This is a genomic window from Mycolicibacterium chubuense (assembly GCF_001044255.1).
Classification (GTDB): Bacteria; Actinomycetota; Actinomycetes; order Mycobacteriales; family Mycobacteriaceae; genus Mycobacterium; species Mycobacterium chubuense.
Map to the genome: position 1 here is coordinate 1 of NZ_JYNX01000021.1, position 16,231 is coordinate 16,231.

At 69.5% G+C, this 16,231-nt stretch carries 16 protein-coding genes and 3 pseudogenes; 7 read left to right on the plus strand and 12 right to left on the minus strand.

The features are described from left to right. The 3 genes and pseudogenes from MCHUDSM44219_RS05220 to MCHUDSM44219_RS05230 form a co-directional block, all read right to left on the minus strand. The coding region (locus MCHUDSM44219_RS05220; RefSeq protein ID WP_413783582.1) for a DUF222 domain-containing protein at positions 1–488 on the minus strand (488 nt) is incomplete at its 3' end. A gap of 74 nt (positions 489–562) precedes the next feature. After that, positions 563–895 (minus strand): annotated as a pseudogene (locus MCHUDSM44219_RS05225) (DUF222 domain-containing protein); the annotation flags it as partial. 378 nt (positions 896–1,273) lie between these two features. After that, the gene (locus MCHUDSM44219_RS05230; RefSeq protein WP_048417179.1) at positions 1,274–2,206 is read right to left on the minus strand and encodes an LLM class flavin-dependent oxidoreductase; all 933 of its coding nucleotides are present in this window, start codon (positions 2,204–2,206) and stop codon (positions 1,274–1,276) included. A gap of 96 nt (positions 2,207–2,302) precedes the next feature. Here MCHUDSM44219_RS05230 and MCHUDSM44219_RS05235 point away from each other — a divergent pair, with 96 nt between their 5' ends. Beyond that, on the plus strand, positions 2,303–3,223 hold the full coding sequence (locus MCHUDSM44219_RS05235) for an LLM class F420-dependent oxidoreductase (protein ID WP_048417180.1): 921 nt from the start codon (positions 2,303–2,305) through the stop codon (positions 3,221–3,223). Between the two features lie 3 nt (positions 3,224–3,226). Here MCHUDSM44219_RS05235 and MCHUDSM44219_RS05240 read toward each other — a convergent pair whose 3' ends face one another. Genes MCHUDSM44219_RS05240 through MCHUDSM44219_RS05255 form a run of 4 tightly spaced genes read right to left on the minus strand, consistent with a single transcriptional unit; the run spans position 3,227 to position 6,285 of the window. After that, positions 3,227–4,237 carry an NADP-dependent oxidoreductase gene (locus tag MCHUDSM44219_RS05240; protein WP_048417181.1) on the minus strand — a complete coding sequence of 337 codons (1,011 nt, stop codon included), beginning with the start codon at positions 4,235–4,237 and terminating at the stop codon, positions 3,227–3,229. A 46-nt stretch (positions 4,238–4,283) separates the two neighbouring features. Beyond that, positions 4,284–5,078: an acyl-CoA thioesterase gene (locus tag MCHUDSM44219_RS05245; protein ID WP_048417182.1), complete on the minus strand. Its 795-nt coding sequence runs from the start codon at positions 5,076–5,078 to the stop codon at positions 4,284–4,286. Next, a complete protein-coding gene (locus MCHUDSM44219_RS05250) occupies positions 5,062–5,550 on the minus strand; it encodes an SRPBCC family protein (RefSeq protein ID WP_048417183.1) in 489 nt (162 codons plus the stop codon). The genes MCHUDSM44219_RS05245 and MCHUDSM44219_RS05250 overlap by 17 nt, the downstream gene beginning before the upstream one ends. A 36-nt stretch (positions 5,551–5,586) precedes the next feature. After that, entirely contained in the window at positions 5,587–6,285 is a 699-nt protein-coding gene (locus tag MCHUDSM44219_RS05255) for a DUF427 domain-containing protein (RefSeq protein ID WP_048417184.1), read from the minus strand. A gap of 82 nt (positions 6,286–6,367) precedes the next feature. Here MCHUDSM44219_RS05255 and MCHUDSM44219_RS05260 point away from each other — a divergent pair, with 82 nt between their 5' ends. Beyond that, entirely contained in the window at positions 6,368–7,798 is a 1,431-nt protein-coding gene (locus MCHUDSM44219_RS05260) for a WS/DGAT/MGAT family O-acyltransferase (protein WP_048417185.1), read from the plus strand. A gap of 87 nt (positions 7,799–7,885) precedes the next feature. Then, the gene (locus MCHUDSM44219_RS05265) at positions 7,886–8,425 is read left to right on the plus strand and encodes a hypothetical protein (protein WP_048417186.1); all 540 of its coding nucleotides are present in this window, start codon (positions 7,886–7,888) and stop codon (positions 8,423–8,425) included. A 4-nt stretch (positions 8,426–8,429) separates the two neighbouring features. On the opposite strand, the gene MCHUDSM44219_RS05270 is transcribed toward MCHUDSM44219_RS05265, so the two are convergent. Beyond that, complete coding sequence (locus tag MCHUDSM44219_RS05270) at positions 8,430–8,684, minus strand: DUF2631 domain-containing protein (RefSeq protein WP_048417187.1); 255 nt, start codon at positions 8,682–8,684, stop codon at positions 8,430–8,432. 60 nt (positions 8,685–8,744) lie between these two features. On the opposite strand from MCHUDSM44219_RS05270, the gene MCHUDSM44219_RS05275 reads away from it, so the two are divergent. Beyond that, on the plus strand, positions 8,745–9,593 hold the full coding sequence (locus MCHUDSM44219_RS05275) for a mycofactocin-coupled SDR family oxidoreductase (protein WP_048417188.1): 849 nt from the start codon (positions 8,745–8,747) through the stop codon (positions 9,591–9,593). Positions 9,594–9,600: 7 nt separating this feature from the next. On the opposite strand, the gene MCHUDSM44219_RS05280 is transcribed toward MCHUDSM44219_RS05275, so the two are convergent. The 4 genes and pseudogenes from MCHUDSM44219_RS05280 to MCHUDSM44219_RS30690 all read right to left on the minus strand — a co-directional run. After that, the gene (locus MCHUDSM44219_RS05280) at positions 9,601–10,944 is read right to left on the minus strand and encodes a cryptochrome/photolyase family protein (protein WP_048417189.1); all 1,344 of its coding nucleotides are present in this window, start codon (positions 10,942–10,944) and stop codon (positions 9,601–9,603) included. 136 nt (positions 10,945–11,080) lie between these two features. After that, complete coding sequence (locus MCHUDSM44219_RS05285) at positions 11,081–11,665, minus strand: fasciclin domain-containing protein (RefSeq protein ID WP_048417190.1); 585 nt, start codon at positions 11,663–11,665, stop codon at positions 11,081–11,083. 61 nt (positions 11,666–11,726) lie between these two features. Beyond that, positions 11,727–11,976 (minus strand): annotated as a pseudogene (locus tag MCHUDSM44219_RS30685) (fasciclin domain-containing protein); the annotation flags it as partial. A gap of 1 nt (position 11,977) precedes the next feature. Continuing rightward, a pseudogene (locus tag MCHUDSM44219_RS30690) lies at positions 11,978–12,421 on the minus strand (fasciclin domain-containing protein); the annotation flags it as partial. A 149-nt stretch (positions 12,422–12,570) separates the two neighbouring features. On the opposite strand from MCHUDSM44219_RS30690, the gene dxr reads away from it, so the two are divergent. The 3 genes from dxr to ispG are packed head-to-tail and all read left to right on the plus strand — an operon-like array spanning position 12,571 to position 16,185. Further along, positions 12,571–13,728 (plus strand): 1-deoxy-D-xylulose-5-phosphate reductoisomerase, encoded by a 1,158-nt coding sequence (gene dxr / locus MCHUDSM44219_RS05295; RefSeq protein ID WP_236695360.1) that lies wholly within the window; start codon positions 12,571–12,573, stop codon positions 13,726–13,728. A gap of 20 nt (positions 13,729–13,748) precedes the next feature. Beyond that, positions 13,749–14,987, plus strand: a complete 1,239-nt coding sequence (locus MCHUDSM44219_RS05300) for a M50 family metallopeptidase (protein ID WP_048417192.1) — start codon at positions 13,749–13,751, stop codon at positions 14,985–14,987. 31 nt (positions 14,988–15,018) lie between these two features. Beyond that, a complete protein-coding gene (ispG, locus tag MCHUDSM44219_RS05305; RefSeq protein WP_048417193.1) occupies positions 15,019–16,185 on the plus strand; it encodes a flavodoxin-dependent (E)-4-hydroxy-3-methylbut-2-enyl-diphosphate synthase in 1,167 nt (388 codons plus the stop codon). Positions 16,186–16,231: the final 46 nt, after the last annotated feature.

Below are 16,231 nucleotides of genomic sequence, written 5' to 3' on the forward strand. Positions count from 1 at the left end.
GAACCGCAGCGGCAGGGCAGGTGTGTGCGGCCGTTGAGCAACGCGCCCGCGGCCTCGGAACGGCGTTGCCCGATGCTGCGCGGGTCATTGGCGCAGACGCCGTCGATCATGGCCAGGATGCGCCGCTCGGCGGCGATGCCGTCGGCGGCGATCAACCGGCCCCATACCGAGGTGGTCTCCGCCCCGTCCTCGTGGGCGCCGATGTGGAAGTCGCGCTCGCGCAGCGCGATGGCGGTCAGCCGGACCGCGTCGGGGTCGTAGCGTTCGATGACGGCGTTGACCGCGCCGATGAGCTTGTCTTTGGACAGCGCTCCCCACGATGTAGCGTGCTCGGCGAGTTCGGCGTCGATGATGGCCAGCACCTGGTGGTCATCGACCAGATGGGTGCGCCAGCTCAGCTCCGAGATGACCCGGGCATCGATGCGGCCGGCACAGAACAGCGCCGCGACGCGGGGCAGTCGGTCGCGCAGGGCCATCGCGATGCGCATCTGCGCCGAGGCGCGGCGCTGTCCGATGCTCAGCGCGGCGCCGATGTCGACGGAGGTGGCGGCCCACAGATCGNGCTCAGCTCCGAGATGACCCGGGCATCGATGCGGCCGGCACAGAACAGAGCCGCGACGCGGGGCAGTCGGTCGCGCAGGGCCATCGCGATGCGCATCTGCGCCGAGGCGCGGCGCTGTCCGATGCTCAGCGCGGCGCCGATGTCGACGGAGGTGGCGGCCCACAGATCGAAGCTCCAGCGGGAGCGTTCATCGTCGTCGTCGACGGTGCGGTGGGTCAGTTCGGCGATCGCGGCGAGTCGTCGCGCACTGGCCTGCGCCTCTTCCACAGCGGCCTGCTCGATCGCGCCCAGCAACGCCTCATCGGCGACGTCGGCGAACAGCTGATCGAACATACGTACGATTCTGCNGCCTCTTCCACAGCGGCCTGCTCGATCGCGCCCAGCAACGCCTCATCGGCGACGTCGGCGAACAGCTGATCGAACATACGTACGATTCTGCCCGAGCCCGCAGACATCCCGAAACACGAATCCCGCCGCCTGTGGATGAATCCGGGATTGGGGATAACCCCGGCGCCGCAACAGTTCTCGGCCACGCCGAGCGTGCATGAAATGTCCGCCGANAACACGAATCCCGCCGCCTGTGGATGAATCCGGGATTGGGGATAACCCCGGCGCCGCAACAGTTCTCGGCCACGCCGAGCGTGCATGAAATGTCCGCCGAGAGCGGCGCGTCGACCGCAGACACGCACACTCGCCGAAGAGGGGATGGGGCTACAACGCCGGGATGACCTCGCCGGCGAGCAGGTCCAGTGTCTCGTCCGAGCAGCGGTCGTGGGTGAACAGCACGATCTGGCCGAACCCCATCCCGATCAGCTCACGCAGCCGGTCCGCCACGGCGGCGGGGGTTCCGATCAGCCCCGCCTCGTGCAGCCCGAATCCCGGCCCGCCGAAACGCTTCTCGGCGGTGTCGCGCACCGCGGGCAGCGCCGCGTCATCGCGTGCCAGCGCCGCCACCGCTTCGATCGACATCACGATGGACGCCGGGTCCCGGCCCACGGCCTCGCACGCCGACCGGAGCGCGGTGATCGCGTTCTCGAGGTCGCCGAGCGCGTAGGTCGGGACGTTCCACACGTCGGCGTAGCGGGCCACGAGCGGCAGGGTGTACGTCGCGCCCACCCCGCCGACCACGATCGGGGGGCGCGGCCGCTGCGCCGGGCCCGGCTTGACCGGCATGTCGGAGACCGTGAAGTGCTTGCCCGCGTGCGTGATTCGCTCCTCGCCGAATGCCTGGTGGAGGATCTCCAGCGTCTCGCCGAGCCGCCCCGAGCGCTGGGCGAACGTCCCCCAGTCGAAGCCGCCCCGCCGGTGCTCGTCGTCGATGGAGCCGCTTCCGACACCGAGCGTGAGCCGGCCCCCGGAGATCTGGTCGAGCGTGGTGGCCATCTTCGCGAGCATCACAGGGTGGCGGAACTGATTGCACAGCACCATGTGTCCGATCCGGATCCGCTCGGTGTTACTCAGCAGTGCGGTCGCCAGCGTCCACGCCTCCAGAGACGGCAGGTCGGGCATGCCGGGCGCGTAGAGATGGTCGTAGAGCCACAGCGATTCGATGCCGAGCTCGTCGCAGCGTCGCGTGCGCCGCAGCACCTCCTCGTAGGTGAAGCCCATGTGGGGCAGGTACACGCCGATCTCGGGCCTGCTCATGGACCTCCTTGTCGCTGTACATTCCGCCCCCGCCATGGTAACGACATTCTCACAGAAGAAGAAGGCGGTTCTAGCCGCCACGAGAGGGAGGCCGGCGTGCATTTCGCGCTCACCCATCCGATGCACAGTCACCCCTACACCCCCGACCTGGTCACCGGGTCGGGCATCGCGACGATCGCCGCTGCAGCCGAGGCGGCCGGCTTCGACGGGTTCGGGTTCACCGACCATCCGGCGCCCGGCACGCGATGGCTCGCGGCGGGTGGCCACGACACGCTGGACCCCTTCGTCGCGATGGGTTTCGCCGCCGCGCACACTACGACGCTGAGACTGATCCCGAACATCGTCGTGCTGCCCTACCGGAACCCCTTCGTCGTCGCGAAAGCCGGCGCGACGCTCGACCTGGTCTCCGGCGGCCGCTTCGTCCTCGCGGTCGGGGTGGGCTACCTCAAGCGCGAATTCGCCGCGCTCGGTGTGGATTTCGACGAGCGCGCCGCTCTGTTCGAGGAGTCGCTCGACGTGATCCGGCAGATCTGGACCCGCGACGACGTCAGCGTCGAGGGCAGGCACTTCACCGCCGACGGCATCACCGCGCACCCCCGTCCCCTCACCGCGCCGCATCCGCCGATCTGGATCGGGGGCAACACCGCGGCGGCGAGGGCGCGGGTGGCCGCCCATGGACAGGGCTGGTGCCCGTTCCGGGCGCCCGCTGCGCTCGCGAAGACCGCCCGCACCGCCGCGCTCGACACCGTGGATCGGCTCGTCGCGGGGATCGCCGATCTGCGTCGTCGCCTCGAGGACGCGGGACGCGATCCGTTCGACGTCGACATCGCCTTCACCAACGATGCCGGCGGCGATCCCGGTGACGACGCCTTCAACGCCGACGCGTTCCTCGCCGGCGCCTCCGATCTGGAGAGGGCCGGCGTGACGTGGATCCAGGTGACGGTGCCCGGCGACAGCTTGGCCCGCGCCGTCGATGCCGTCGAACGGTTCGGCGCCGAGGTCATCGCGGCGCGCTGAGTCTCAGATTCGAACCAGGGTCTTGCCGATGTTGGCGCCGGTGAACAAACCGTTGAGCGCGTCGACGCAGGACTCGATGCCGTCGAAGATGTGTTCGCGGTGCACGAGCAGGCCCTCCTCGTCCCACCGGCGCAGCGCGGCGAACGCCTCGTCGAACCGGCCCCATTCGTCGAGGGCGTTGAACCCCTGCATCAGAGCGGTCTTGGCGAGCAGGTTGACGTAGTTGGCGGGGCCGGGATGCTCACCGGTCAAGTAACTGGAGATGACCCCGCACAGAACCACCCGCGCCTTGCGGGCCAGCCTGCCGAGCACTGCGTCGAGGATCGGTCCGCCGACGTTGTCGAAGTACACGTCGACACCGCGTGGGCAGTGCTTCTTCAGCGCCGCCGGAAGATCCTCACCGCGGTAGTCGATGCACGCGTCGAATCCGAAGTCCTCGACCACGGCCCGGCATTTGTGCGGCCCGCCAGCGATGCCCACCACCCGCGCACCCGCGATCCGGGCGATCTGGCCCGCCACCGAACCCGTCGCACCGGCGGCAGCCGACACCACGACCGTCTCACCCGGCTGCGGCCGGCCGATGCCGGTCATCCCGAAGTACGCGGTGGCGCCGGTCGGGCCGTAGATCGACATCACCGCGCGCTGATCGACCTGGTCCCCGGGGCCGGGGACCGGCGTGGTGAACAGGTCGTCCCGGACAATGGTGTACTCCTGGAAGCCAGTCAGGGTGGTCACCACGTCGCCGACACTGTAGGCGTCACAACGGGATTCGATCACCTCGCCGATTCCCGCGGCGCGAATCACCTCGCCGATCTGCACCGGTGGCAGGTAGCTGGGCTGGTCGTCCAGCCAGGTCCTGGCCGCCGCGTCGATGCCCACGTACGTGGTGCGCACCAGTGCCTCCCCGGCAGCCGGTTCCGGCGCCGTCGTCGTCACGAGTTCGGTGTCCTCGGGCGCGACGAGTCCGTTCGGGCGGCGGCGCAACACGATCTGGCGGTTGGTCAGAGTCGGCACACGGGCGAACCTACGCCACGGCGTCGTCGCCCCGGACCCGCTTCGGCTACAGGCGCCACAGTGCCTCCTGGGTGGTGGTGGCCACCAGCACGCCGTCGAGGTCGAACAGCGAGCCGAGCACCAGTCCGCGGGAGTCGCTGTGGTTGCGCTGCTCCACCTCGTAGCGGTGCCAGGCGTGCGGGATGAATCGACGGTGGAACCACACCGAGTGGTCCAGGCTGGCGGCGTATGCGGCGCCGGGCGTCAGGGGCGCACCCGCGGGCCGGGCCACGGGAACCGGGCCGAAGTCGGACATGAAGGTCAGCGTGCACGCCTGGATCAGCGGATCGTCCTCGATCTCGGCCCGGGTGCGGATCCAGAACGGCGGCAGCGCGAACACCGACTCGTCGCCCGGGCGGGTGCGGATCTCGAACCTGTCCGCATACTCGATGCCCGGCGCCTTGGCGCGGGCGTCCTCGAGGGACAGGGACGGCACGGCATCCGGCTGTTGGTCTGCTCCCGGTTCGGCCACGTGGAACGACGCGATCATCTCGAGGATGACGGCGCCGTGCTGGACCGCGGTGACGCGGCGGGTGTCGAAGGACCGGCCGTCGCGGGTGCGCTCGACCCGGAACTCGACGTCCTCGCCGTACCGGCCGCCGCGGACGAAGTACAGATGCAGCGACTGCGGGAGCTTTCCCGGGTCCACGGTGGCCCCGGCCGCGCCGAGGGCCTGCGCCGCGATCAGACCGCCGAACAGGCGGGGGCCGGGACCCGCTGCCGGCTGCGTCGTGACGAACGTGTCGTCGCTGCGGCGGTCGAAATCCAGCAGCTGCGCGATCCAGCTAGCGGGCGGCGAAATGCTTCTGCCCGTCGGAGGCCATCCGGCCGAACCCGGCCTTGACGATCGGAGCGAGCACCGTGAACGGCAGCCGCATGGCCCCGACCGGTTCGATGGCGACCAGCCACGTGAACTTCGTGCCGGCGCCGTCCGGTTCGACGCGGTAGTCCTCGGCGAAACGCCGGAACAGCGGGGCGTTCGCCTCGTAGACGTAGAAGCTGTAGCCCGAGCCCTCGTCCCAGCGGAAGAACCGCTCGTGCACCTGCGCGGGCCCGAGGGCCACCGTCCGGGTGGTGCCGACGCCGAACGGCCGCGGTGACGTCCAGGTCAGCGACGTCACCGTCGACCCCCATTCGGACAGCGACGCGTCGGACTGCAGCGACTCCCAGACCTGCGCGGGGGCGGCGTCGTAGTGCTTCTCGTAGCGGAACACATGCGGCGCCGACTCCAGGAAATCGGCGTCGGCGTCTTCCAGCGCGAACCATCGTGGCATGGCGCTGACTCTAGAGCGCGGCCGCCGGCAGCTCCATCACCGAGGTGGACCGACACGAGGTTGAGCGGGCAGGTGCGCGGTGACGTCTGCACGTGTCTCGTCGAAGCTGAGCATCCCGGCGATCGGCGAACTCTCCGGCAGGGGCTCGTCGTAGCTCCACGCCACGTCGTCGACCACCACATCGCCGACCACGGCGCCCCAGTACGTCGCGTGGCCCTTGTAGTTGCAGTAGCTCGTCGTGGCGGACCTGCGCAGCACGTCGGTGCGGACCAGGCTGGGCCGCACGTACAGGCGCGGCGCCAGCGAGGTCTCGAAGACGATCACGGTGTCGTCGGTGTCGACGAGCGGGACGCCTGCGAGGTCGACCCGGAGCCGGCGGGTGGTGGGCCGGCAGTCCACCCGGTGGTACGGGTTGGGCGGGTAGTGCACCAGGGTGCGGCCTTCCTCGATCCACGTGTCCACCGCGGTCCAGGGCACGACGACGAATCCCGGTGCCTCCGGTACCGGGTCGGCGCGCAGATCCCCGACGTCCTCGACGCGGAAGGCGTAGTGCAGCGGTTGGCCGCGGCGGTGCACCAGCAGTGCGCGCTCGGTGTCGATCACGGTGTGCCCGTTGCGGATTGCCTGCACCCGCCGGGGATGCGGCTCGATGTAGACGAGGTCCCCGGACAGCGGCGGTACGAAGCGGCCCGCGCGGTCCGCGGTGAGAGGACCGCGGCCGGCGACCAGGCTCATGGTCGGCAGTGTACAAATGCCCATCGCGGGGTGCGCAGAACAGGTGAAATGGGTACCAGGGTGTCGACGAACGGGGTGATCGATGAAGCGGCTCAACGGCGTGGACGCCATGATGTTGTACAGCGAGACACCGGAGATCCACATGCACACGCTAAAGATCGGCGTGCTCGACGTGTCCGGTATCGACGGGTTCGACTTCGACATGTTCCGCACTCTGGCGCTACCGCGCCTGCACGCCCTGGCCCCGCTGCGCTGTCAGCTCGTCGACATCCCGCTCAAGCTGCACCACCCGATGTGGGTGCAGAACGCGGAGATCGACCTGGACTATCACCTGCGCAGGGCCCGGGTGCGGGCCCCGGGCGGGCGGCGTGAACTCGACGAGTTGATCGGCGAGATCGCGAGCACACCCCTGGATCGCAGTCGCCCGCTGTGGGAGATGTATGTCGCAGAAGGGTTGGCGGACAACCGGATCGCGGTCATCCACAAGGTGCACCACGTGCTCGCCGACGGGATGGCGTCGGCGAACCAGATGGCGATGGCGATCGGTCCGCGCGACCCGGAGGTCGGGGGAGCGCTCGCTGATGCGCCCCCGGATTCGCAGGCGCCGATCAACTTGCTCAAGGCCGCCGGCCGCGACCATCTCCGGGGCCTGAGCCGGCTGCCCCGGCTGCTGCGCGACACCGCCGCCGGGGTCACGCGGGTCCGTCGCAGCGCGCGCGAGCGCGGCCCGAATCCCGACCTGGCGCGCAACTTCGCCCCGCCGCCGACGTTCATCAACCACGTGGTCTCGCCCGGCCGGCGGTTCGCCACCGCGCCGCTGGCGCTGGCCGATGTCAAGGAGACCGCGCGGCACCTCGGGGTCACGCTCAACGACATCGTGCTCGCGACGGCGGCGGGGGCGCTGCGCCGTCTGCAGTTGCGGTACGACGGGGCCGCCGACGCGCCGCTCATCGCCGGGGTCCCGGTCAGCGTCGACACCTCACCGCAGCGGTTGATGGGCAACGAGTTCACCTACATGACCCCGTCGCTGCCCGTCCACGTCGACGATCCGCTCGAACGGGTCCGTCTCACCGCACTGGCGACGGCGATCGCCAAGGAGAATCACCAGATGCTCGGGCCGACCCTGCTGCCGTCCTGGCTGTCGTATCTGCCGCCGGCGGCGACGCCGCGCATCTTCCGTCAGCAGGCGCGGCGGGTCGAGTCCGCGATGGTGATGAACCTGACCATCTCGAACGTGAAGGGTCCCCGCGAGCGCGGCCTGATCCACGGCGCGACGGTCAACGAGATCTACTCGGTCGGCCCGATCGTCGCGGGCAGCGGGATGAACATCACGGTGTGGAGCTACGTCGACCAACTGGCCGTCTCGGTGCTCACCGACGACCGCACGCTGGAGGACCCGCACGAGGCGACCGACGCGCTGATCGAGTCGTTCGTCGACATCCGCCGCGCGGCGGGGCTGTCCGGCGATCTGACACCGGTCGGCAGCGCCCTCCCGCCGGCTGTGGCGGTCTGACGCAGAAGTCTTGGCCGAGGACGTCTTTCGCGATCACTGCGTCCACGCGCCTTTACAAAACATGCAAGAAGTGTCACCCTGGGTGCGATGAGCGCGCGCACGTTCGAGGTGACGTCCGACAGCTGCTGTAGGCACCGGCTGCTGGTCCTGGGCGGTGAGATGGGTGACATCGGCGACCTCGTCGAGGCGGCGGGTGGCTTCCTGTGCGACCGCGCCCGCGCCGGGTGGGACGTGACCGTGATCGCGGCGGGCTGCAAGGCATCCCGATCGCTGGCCATCCTCGGCGTCACCGGCACGACGGAGATCGTCGACATCGCGACCGCGCTGCGGGCGTTGCCGCCGGGGGCGGCGGTGGCGGTCGCGCCGGATCTGCTGAGCCACGACGCGCGGTTACGTCACCAACTCGCGCGCATCGCACGCGACGGCGTGATCGAGATCCTCATGTGGGGCACACCGGCCCAGGGCGAGACCGGACGGGGACTGGAACCGGTCACGCATGCGGTCAGTGGCGCGGCGCGGGCGTTCAAGGGCCACGCGTTGACGGCCGAGGGCCGGGCGCGCGGCCATGACGCCGAGACGCTGTACCGGGTGCGCCCCGCGGCGTTGCGCCCGCTCTCCCCGGTGTGAGTCGCTAGCGGGTGTCGCTGTTGCGGCCGAGATAGACGCTGCGGGCCACGAACCCGAGCAGCAGGGCCGCGCCGGCGATCAGGAACCAGTCCTCGACGTGGCCCTGGTGGTTGCCGTGCGTCATCAGGAGCAGGAACACCGCGGCGATGACCCCGCCGACCTGCTGCAGCCGCCGATTCTCCTTGGACCAGCCCCACTGTGCGGACGGCACGTCCTCGACGTCGACACCCGTGTGTCGCTCCACCTCGGTGCTTGCCACAGCTGCTCCTCCGGTCTCGGTTGTTGAGGCCATTCTGACACAGCCGTAGGCTGGCCGGTCATGGCAGCGCAGCAGGCCGACGGACGGTTCACCGGCAGGGTGGTCTTCGTGACGGGCGCCGCGCGGGGGCAGGGCCGGGAGCACGCCGTCCGGTTCGCCGAGGAGGGCGCGGACGTCATCGCCGTCGACCTGTGCGAGCAACTCGACAGCGTGGCGTACCCGATGGCCACTCCGGAGGACCTCGAGGAAACGGTGCGCTTGGTCGAGAAGACGGGCCGACGCATCGTCGCCGAGCACGCGGACGTCCGTGACCGTGACGCGCTCGCCGGGGTCGTGGACCGGGGAGTCGGCGAGTTCGGGCGGCTCGACTTCGTGCTCGCCAACGCGGGCATCCTGCCCGCTGCCGGTGCGCAGGGCCGTGACATCACCGCCTACACCGACGCGGTGGCCGTCCTGCTCAACGGCGTCTACTTCACCGTCGACGCCGCGCTGCCCGCGCTGCTGCGCAACCCCGACGGCGGCGCGATCGTGCTCACCAGTTCGGCGGCCGGATTCAAGTCCGTCAGCACCGATTTCGACAGCATGACCCACGGCGCGGCCGGCTACACCGCCGCCAAGCACGGCGTCGTCGGCCTGATGCGGCACTTCGCCACGTCGCTGGCCGCCCGCAACATCCGGGTCAACTCGGTGCATCCCGGCGGCGTCGCGACCCCGATGGTGATCAACGAGGCGATGGCCGGATTCGTCGCCGAGCACCCATCGTTCGGGGAGTCGCAGCGGCCGCTGATGACGCTGCCGATGATGGAACCGGACAGCGTGACCGACGCGGTGATGTTCCTGTGCGCGCCGACGGGCCGCTACATCACCGGGGTGGCGCTGCCCGTCGACGCCGGGCTGCTGCTCAAGTGAGCCGGCGTCAACTCAGGTTGCTGTAGCGGCGCAGCGCCTCGGCGCGTTCGTGGCCGTGGTCGACGATCGGCTCCGGGTAGCCCTCGGGCCGGTCACCGTCGAGTTTGTGGACGTCGGGCACATCGGCCAGTTCGGGCACCCAGCGCCGGATGTAGTCACCGGACGGGTCGAACTTTTTGCCCTGGGTGGTGGGGTTGAAGACCCGGAAGTACGGCGCCGCGTCGGTCCCGCAGCCGGCCGCCCACTGCCAACCGTGCTGATTGTTGGCCATGTCCCCGTCGACCAGTTGATCGAGGAACCAGCGCGCGCCCCACTGCCACGGCAGGTGCAGGTCCTTGACCAGGAACGAAGCCACGATCATGCGCACCCGGTTGTGCATGAACCCCGTTTCGGCGAGCTGACGCATGCCGGCGTCGACGATCGGGAAGCCCGTCCGGCCCGCCTTCCACGCCTCGAACGCCTTCTCGGCGTCCTTTCCCTCGTCGACCTCGATGGCGTCGAACGCGCTGTTGAAGTTCCACCACACGCTGCGCGGCCACGCGTGCAGCACCGAGGCGTAGAAGTCGCGGAAACACAGTTCGCGCAGGTAGGCAGCCGCTCCGTTGCCGCGGCCGAGGTCGGCGGCCATCGTGCGCGGGTGGATCGCGCCGAACTTCAGGTGCGCCGACATCCTGCTCGTCGCGGCCAGGTCCGGCCGGTTGCGGTCGTCGTCGTAGCCGGCTACCCCGTCGGAGAGGAACTGTTCCCACTGCTTGCGCGCCGCCTGCTCACCGGCGGGCAGATCGAGCTCGACGTCGACGTCGGGAACGTCGACGAGCTTCGCGCCCCGCACGTCGGACGGATCGACCCATTGGGCGCAGTCGGGCCCTGATTCCGCCGGGGGTCGCCAGCCGTGTTTGCGCCACGCGGAGAAGAACGGGGTGAACACCTTGTAGGGGCTGCCGTCGGGCTTGGTGACCCGGCCCGGTGAGACGAGGTAGGGGGAGCCGGTCGCGACCAGATCGATGTCGCCGAGCGCGTCGCGCACCTGGTCGTCGCGACGCCTGCCGAACGGCGTGAAGTCGTCGGAGACGTGAACGGCGCTCGCGTCGATGGCCTTGGCCAGCTTCGGAATTCGCGCGGCCGGATCACCGCGGGTGATCAGCAGGCGGCCGTCGAGGCGTTCCTGCAGATCTCGCAGCGCGTCATAGAGATAGCGCAGCCGGCGCGGTCCCGACGAGGCCTCGAGCCGGGGGTCGAGCACATAGCAGGCGAGGACCTCGCCGTCGGCGTCGTCGTCGCGGGCGGCGGCCAGTAGTGCGGGCAGATCGGCGAGCCGCAGATCACGGCGGAACCACATCACGGCGGTCATGGAATAGATGCTGCCCCGGAATTCGGATCGAGAAACAAGTGCAAATCGGACGGAACGATGACGGCGCCGCAGCGCCGACGAGGATCCCCCGCCCGGTCGGGGGGGAATAGGCGGGGGATCCTCTGTCCTGGGGCCGTCAGGCCGCCGGCGGCATCAGCACCGTGTCGATCAGATACACGGTCGCGTTGGCGGTCTTCACGCCACCGCAAACCACCGATGCGTAGTTGACCATCAGGTGGTCGGGGGTGCCCGTCACCGTCAGATCAGCGCCCTGCACCGTCTTGTGGGTGCCCACGACCTTCGACGGATCGGCCTGTCCCGGAACCACGTGATAGGTCAGGATGCTCGTCAGCAGCGGGGCGTCGTTCTTGAGCTTGTCGATCGTCGCCGGATCGATCTTGGCGAACGCCTCGTCGGTCGGGGCGAAGACGGTGAACTCACCGCCGTTGAGCGTGTCGACGAGGTTGACCTGCGGGTTGAGCTGACCCGAGACGGCTGCGGTGAGCGTCTTGAGCAGCGGGTTGTTCGACGCCGCCTCGGCGACCGGCGCCATCGACATGCCCTGAACCGAACCGGGTCCGGCGGGCACCTGTTCGGCGTAGGCCGCACACCCGGGGCCCGCGGGCTGGGCGCCCGCGATCGGGGCGGTGGCCAGGATCATGCCGGCGGCGGTCGCCGCGGCGAACCCGATGCCGGCTACGCGTCGTGCGTTGTTCATCATGATGTCGATCTCCTCAAAGATGTTAATTGACAGTACTTTTGGTGAATCGATGCGGCCGTGATCAGGCGGCCGGGGGCATCAGGACGGTGTCGATCATGTACACCGTGGCGTTGGCGGTCTTCACGCCGCCGCACACCAGTCCGGCGTCGTTGACCTTCAGGTCGTTCCCGGCGCCGGTCACCGTCAGGTTCGCGCCCTGCACGGTCTTGTGCTCACCGGCGACCGCATCGGGCGCAGCCTGGCCCGGCACGACGTGGTAGGTGAGGATGCTGGTCAGCAGGTTGTCACCGGTCTTGCCGGGGAGGCGGTTGNCTCGATGGTCGCCGGATCGATCTTGGCGAAGGCGTCGTCGGTCGGGGCGAACACGGTGAACTCACCGCCGTTGAGCGTGTCGACGAGGTTGACATTCGGGTTCAGCTGGCCCGACAGCGCCTGGGTCAGCGTCTTGAGCATCGGGTTCGCCGCGGCGGCCTCGGTCACCGGAGCGGTCGACATCCCGGCCACGGAACCCGGACCCGACGGCACCTGCTCGGCGTACGCGGCGCAGCCCGAGCCGACGAGGTTGGCAGCGGGATCGGCCGCAGCACTGGTCGGCGAGGACGAGGTAGCGGTCGCCGACTCCACGGCCGAGGAGGCTGCGCTGGTCGCCGACGAAGCCGTGCTGGACGCCTCTTCGCTGGAACACGCGGCGGCTCCGAAGATGGCCAGAGCGGCGAGGCTCGCGGCGGCGGCGGACTTGCGGTGAACTGTGAGCATCACTTCATCCCTTCGTGGGCGGGCCTCTGTGCCCGTCCTTGGCTGACACACGTGATTCACCGCCATTCGCTTTTTGGATCGGTCCGGAGGCTTCACGTCACACTTGTGTCACAGTCACCTCACAGGTGCCGGCGCGGCACAATGAACCCGTGACGCGACGCGTACTGATCCTCGGAAGCACAGGGTCGATCGGCACCCAGGCCCTCGAGGTGATCGCGGCCAACCCCGACGAGTTCGAGGTCGTCGGGCTGGCCGCCGGCGGCGGCAACACCGATCTGCTCGCCGCGCAGCGCGCGCAGACGGGCGTGACGAACATCGCGGTCGCCGACCCGCGGGCGGCCGACGTGCTCGGCGACGTCCCGTACTCCGGACCCGACGCGGTGACGCGGTTGGTGACCGAGACCGAGGCCGACGTGGTGCTCAACGCCCTGGTGGGTGCGCTGGGCCTGCAACCCACGCTGGCGGCGCTGGCCACCGGTGCCCGGCTGGCGCTCGCCAACAAGGAGTCGCTGGTCGCCGGCGGACCGCTGGTGGTCAAGGCGGCCGCACCCGGCCAGATCGTGCCGGTCGACTCCGAGCACTCCGCGCTGGCGCAGTGCCTGCGCGGCGGCACCGCCGACGAGGTCGCCGCGCTGGTGCTCACTGCCTCGGGCGGCCCCTTCCGCGGGTGGACCGCCGAGCAGCTCGAACACGTCACGCCCGAGCAGGCGGGGACCCATCCGACCTGGTCCATGGGGCCGATGAACACGCTGAACTCGGCGTCGCTGGTCAACAAGGGCCTCGAGCTGATCGAGACGCACCTGCTGTTCGGGGTCGACTACGACCGCATCCAGGTCGTCGTGCACCCGCAGTCGATCGTCCATTCGATGGTCACCTTCACCGACGGCTCGACGCTGGCCCAGGCCAGCCCGCCGGACATGAAGCTGCCGATCGCGCTGGCGCTGGGCTGGCCGTCACGGGTCGCCGGGGCCGCCCTGGCCTGCGACTTCACCACCGCTTCGACCTGGGACTTCGAACCTCTCGACGACGCCGTGTTCCCCGCGGTCACGCTCGCCCGAGAAGCCGGTGTGGGCGGCGGCTGCCTCACCGCGGTCTACAACGCCGCCAACGAGGAGGCGGCCGCGGCGTTCCTGGCCGGCCGGATCGGATTCCCCGCGATCGTGCGCACGGTCGAGCACGTGCTGCGCGCTGCTGACCAGTGGGCCGCCGAACCAGCTACCGTGGATGACGTCCTCGATGCACAGGACTGGGCGCGCGACCGCGCCCGGCGTGCCGTCGAGCACGAGTTCGCAGGTACCCGGGACTAGCAGGAGTAGAGGCCCACCAGATGATGTTCGCGATCGGCATCGTGCTCTTCGCACTCGCCATCCTGCTGTCGGTGGCGCTGCACGAGTGCGGCCACATGTGGGTCGCGCGCGCGACCGGGATGAAGGTGCGGCGCTATTTCGTCGGGTTCGGTCCGACCCTGTGGTCGACGCACCGGCGCAATCGGCTGGGCTCGACCGAGTACGGCGTCAAGGCCGTCCCGCTCGGCGGCTTCTGCGACATCGCGGGCATGACCTCGGTCGAGGAACTCGACCCGGAGGACCGGCCCTACGCGATGTACCGGCAGAAGACGTGGAAGCGCGTCGCGGTGCTGGCCGCCGGACCCGGGATGAATTTCGTCATCGGCCTGGTGCTGATCTACGCGATCGCGATCATCTGGGGCCTGCCCAACCTGCACCAGCCCACCAACGCGATGGTGGGGGAGACATCGTGTGTGAAAGACGAAGTCACGCAGGGCACCCTGGGCGAATGCGTGACGGCCAGCCCGGCCGCGGCCGCCGGCATCCGCGCCGGTGACGTCGTGGTGAAGGTCGGCGACACCCCGGTGGCGAACTTCGACGAGATGTCCTCGGCCGTGCGCAAACTCAACGGGCCGACGCCGATCACCGTGCAGCGCGACGAGAACGGGCAGACCCGTGAGTTCGTCACCACGGTCAACGTCACCCCCAGCCAGCGCTACATCGCGGGCGGCGACGGCGCCGAACCGGCGCCCGCCAACGTCGGCACCATCGGCGTGACCGCCGCCAGTTTCGGCCCGACGCAATACAACCCGCTGTCCGCGGTGCCGGCGACCTTCGCCTTCACCGGGGACCTCGCGGTCGAACTGGGCAAGTCGCTGGCCAAGATCCCCACCAAGGTCGGCGCGCTGGTGCAGTCGATCGGCGGCGGGGAGCGCGACCCGGAGACCCCGATCAGCGTGGTCGGCGCCAGCATCATCGGCGGCGACACCGTCGAAGCGGGGCTGTGGGTGGCCTTCTGGTTCTTCCTCGCCCAGCTGAACTTCGTGCTCGGCGCGGTCAACCTGGTGCCGCTGCTGCCGTTCGACGGCGGCCACATCGCGATCGCGGTGTTCGAGAAACTGCGCAACATGTTCCGGACCGCGCGCGGCAAGGTCGCCGCCGCCCCGGTGAACTATCTCAAGCTGATGCCGGCCACCTACGTGGTGCTGGTGTTGGTGGTCGGCTACATGCTGCTGACCGTGACCGCCGACCTGGTCAATCCGATCAGGTTGTTCCAATAGGGTCCGCTCGGTTCCAGAAGGAAAAGCTCTGATGACTTCCATCGGTTTAGGAATGCCGGCCGCCCCGGCGCCCGTACTGGCCCCGCGCCGCAAGACCCGTCAGTTGATGGTGCGCGACGTCGGCGTGGGCAGTGATCACCCGATCTCGGTGCAGTCCATGTGCACCACCAAGACCCACGACATCAACGCCACGCTCCAGCAGATCGCCGAGTTGACCGCGTCGGGCTGCGACATCGTCCGGGTGGCCTGTCCGCGTCAGGAGGACGCCGACGCGCTCCCGGCCATCGCCAAGAAGTCGCAGATCCCGGTGATCGCCGACATCCACTTCCAGCCCAAGTACATCTTCGCCGCGATCGACGCGGGATGTGCGGCCGTGCGCGTGAACCCGGGCAACATCAAGGAGTTCGACGGCCGCGTCGCCGAGGTCGCCAAGGCCGCCGGCGACGCCGGCATCCCGATCCGCATCGGCGTCAACGCCGGCTCGCTGGACAAGCGCTTCCTCGAGAAGTACGGCAAGGCCACGCCCGAGGCGCTCGTGGAGTCCGCGCTGTGGGAGGCGTCGCTGTTCGAGGAGCACGGCTTCGGCGACATCAAGATCAGCGTCAAGCACAACGACCCCGTCGTGATGGTCGCCGCCTACGAGCAGCTCGCGGCCCAGTGCGACTACCCGCTGCACCTCGGGGTCACCGAGGCCGGGCCCGCGTTCCAGGGCACCATCAAGTCGGCGGTCGCGTTCGGCGCGCTGCTGTCCAAGGGCATCGGCGACACGATCCGCGTCTCGCTGTCGGCGCCGCCGGTCGAGGAGGTCAAGGTCGGCAACCAGATCCTGGAGTCGCTGAACCTGCGGCCCCGCGGTCTGGAGATCGTGTCGTGCCCGTCGTGCGGGCGCGCGCAGGTCGACGTCTACACCCTGGCCAACGAGGTGACCGCGGGCCTCGAGGGCATGGACGTGCCACTGCGGGTCGCGGTGATGGGCTGTGTGGTCAACGGTCCCGGTGAGGCGCGCGAAGCCGACCTCGGGGTGGCCTCCGGCAACGGCAAGGGCCAGATCTTCGTCAAGGGCGAGGTGATCAAGACCGTGCCCGAGGCCCAGATCGTCGAGACGCTGATCGAGGAGGCCATGCGGCTGGCCGAGCAGATGGACACGGCGCAAGGTTCCGGGGATGCCAGCGGTTCGCCGGTTGTGACCGTAAGCTGACCCCAGACCCCGTGCACGGGGTCTGATGCCAAGGGTCGTCGCAGAA

What these genes read in the sequence shown, in the direction of transcription:
- MCHUDSM44219_RS05285 (WP_048417190.1), bottom strand. Translation starts at nt 11,665, where the DNA reads ATGATGAACAACGCACGACGCGTAGCCGGCATCGGGTTCGCCGCGGCG.
- MCHUDSM44219_RS05260 (WP_048417185.1), top strand. Translation starts at nt 6,368, where the DNA reads ATGAAGCGGCTCAACGGCGTGGACGCCATGATGTTGTACAGCGAGACA.
- MCHUDSM44219_RS05230 (WP_048417179.1), bottom strand. Translation starts at nt 2,206, where the DNA reads ATGAGCAGGCCCGAGATCGGCGTGTACCTGCCCCACATGGGCTTCACC.
- MCHUDSM44219_RS05280 (WP_048417189.1), bottom strand. Translation starts at nt 10,944, where the DNA reads ATGACCGCCGTGATGTGGTTCCGCCGTGATCTGCGGCTCGCCGATCTG.
- MCHUDSM44219_RS05275 (WP_048417188.1), top strand. Translation starts at nt 8,745, where the DNA reads ATGGCAGCGCAGCAGGCCGACGGACGGTTCACCGGCAGGGTGGTCTTC.
- MCHUDSM44219_RS05265 (WP_048417186.1), top strand. Translation starts at nt 7,886, where the DNA reads ATGAGCGCGCGCACGTTCGAGGTGACGTCCGACAGCTGCTGTAGGCAC.
- MCHUDSM44219_RS05250 (WP_048417183.1), bottom strand. Translation starts at nt 5,550, where the DNA reads ATGCCACGATGGTTCGCGCTGGAAGACGCCGACGCCGATTTCCTGGAG.
- MCHUDSM44219_RS05300 (WP_048417192.1), top strand. Translation starts at nt 13,749, where the DNA reads ATGATGTTCGCGATCGGCATCGTGCTCTTCGCACTCGCCATCCTGCTG.
- MCHUDSM44219_RS05255 (WP_048417184.1), bottom strand. Translation starts at nt 6,285, where the DNA reads ATGAGCCTGGTCGCCGGCCGCGGTCCTCTCACCGCGGACCGCGCGGGC.
- ispG (WP_048417193.1), top strand. Translation starts at nt 15,019, where the DNA reads ATGACTTCCATCGGTTTAGGAATGCCGGCCGCCCCGGCGCCCGTACTG.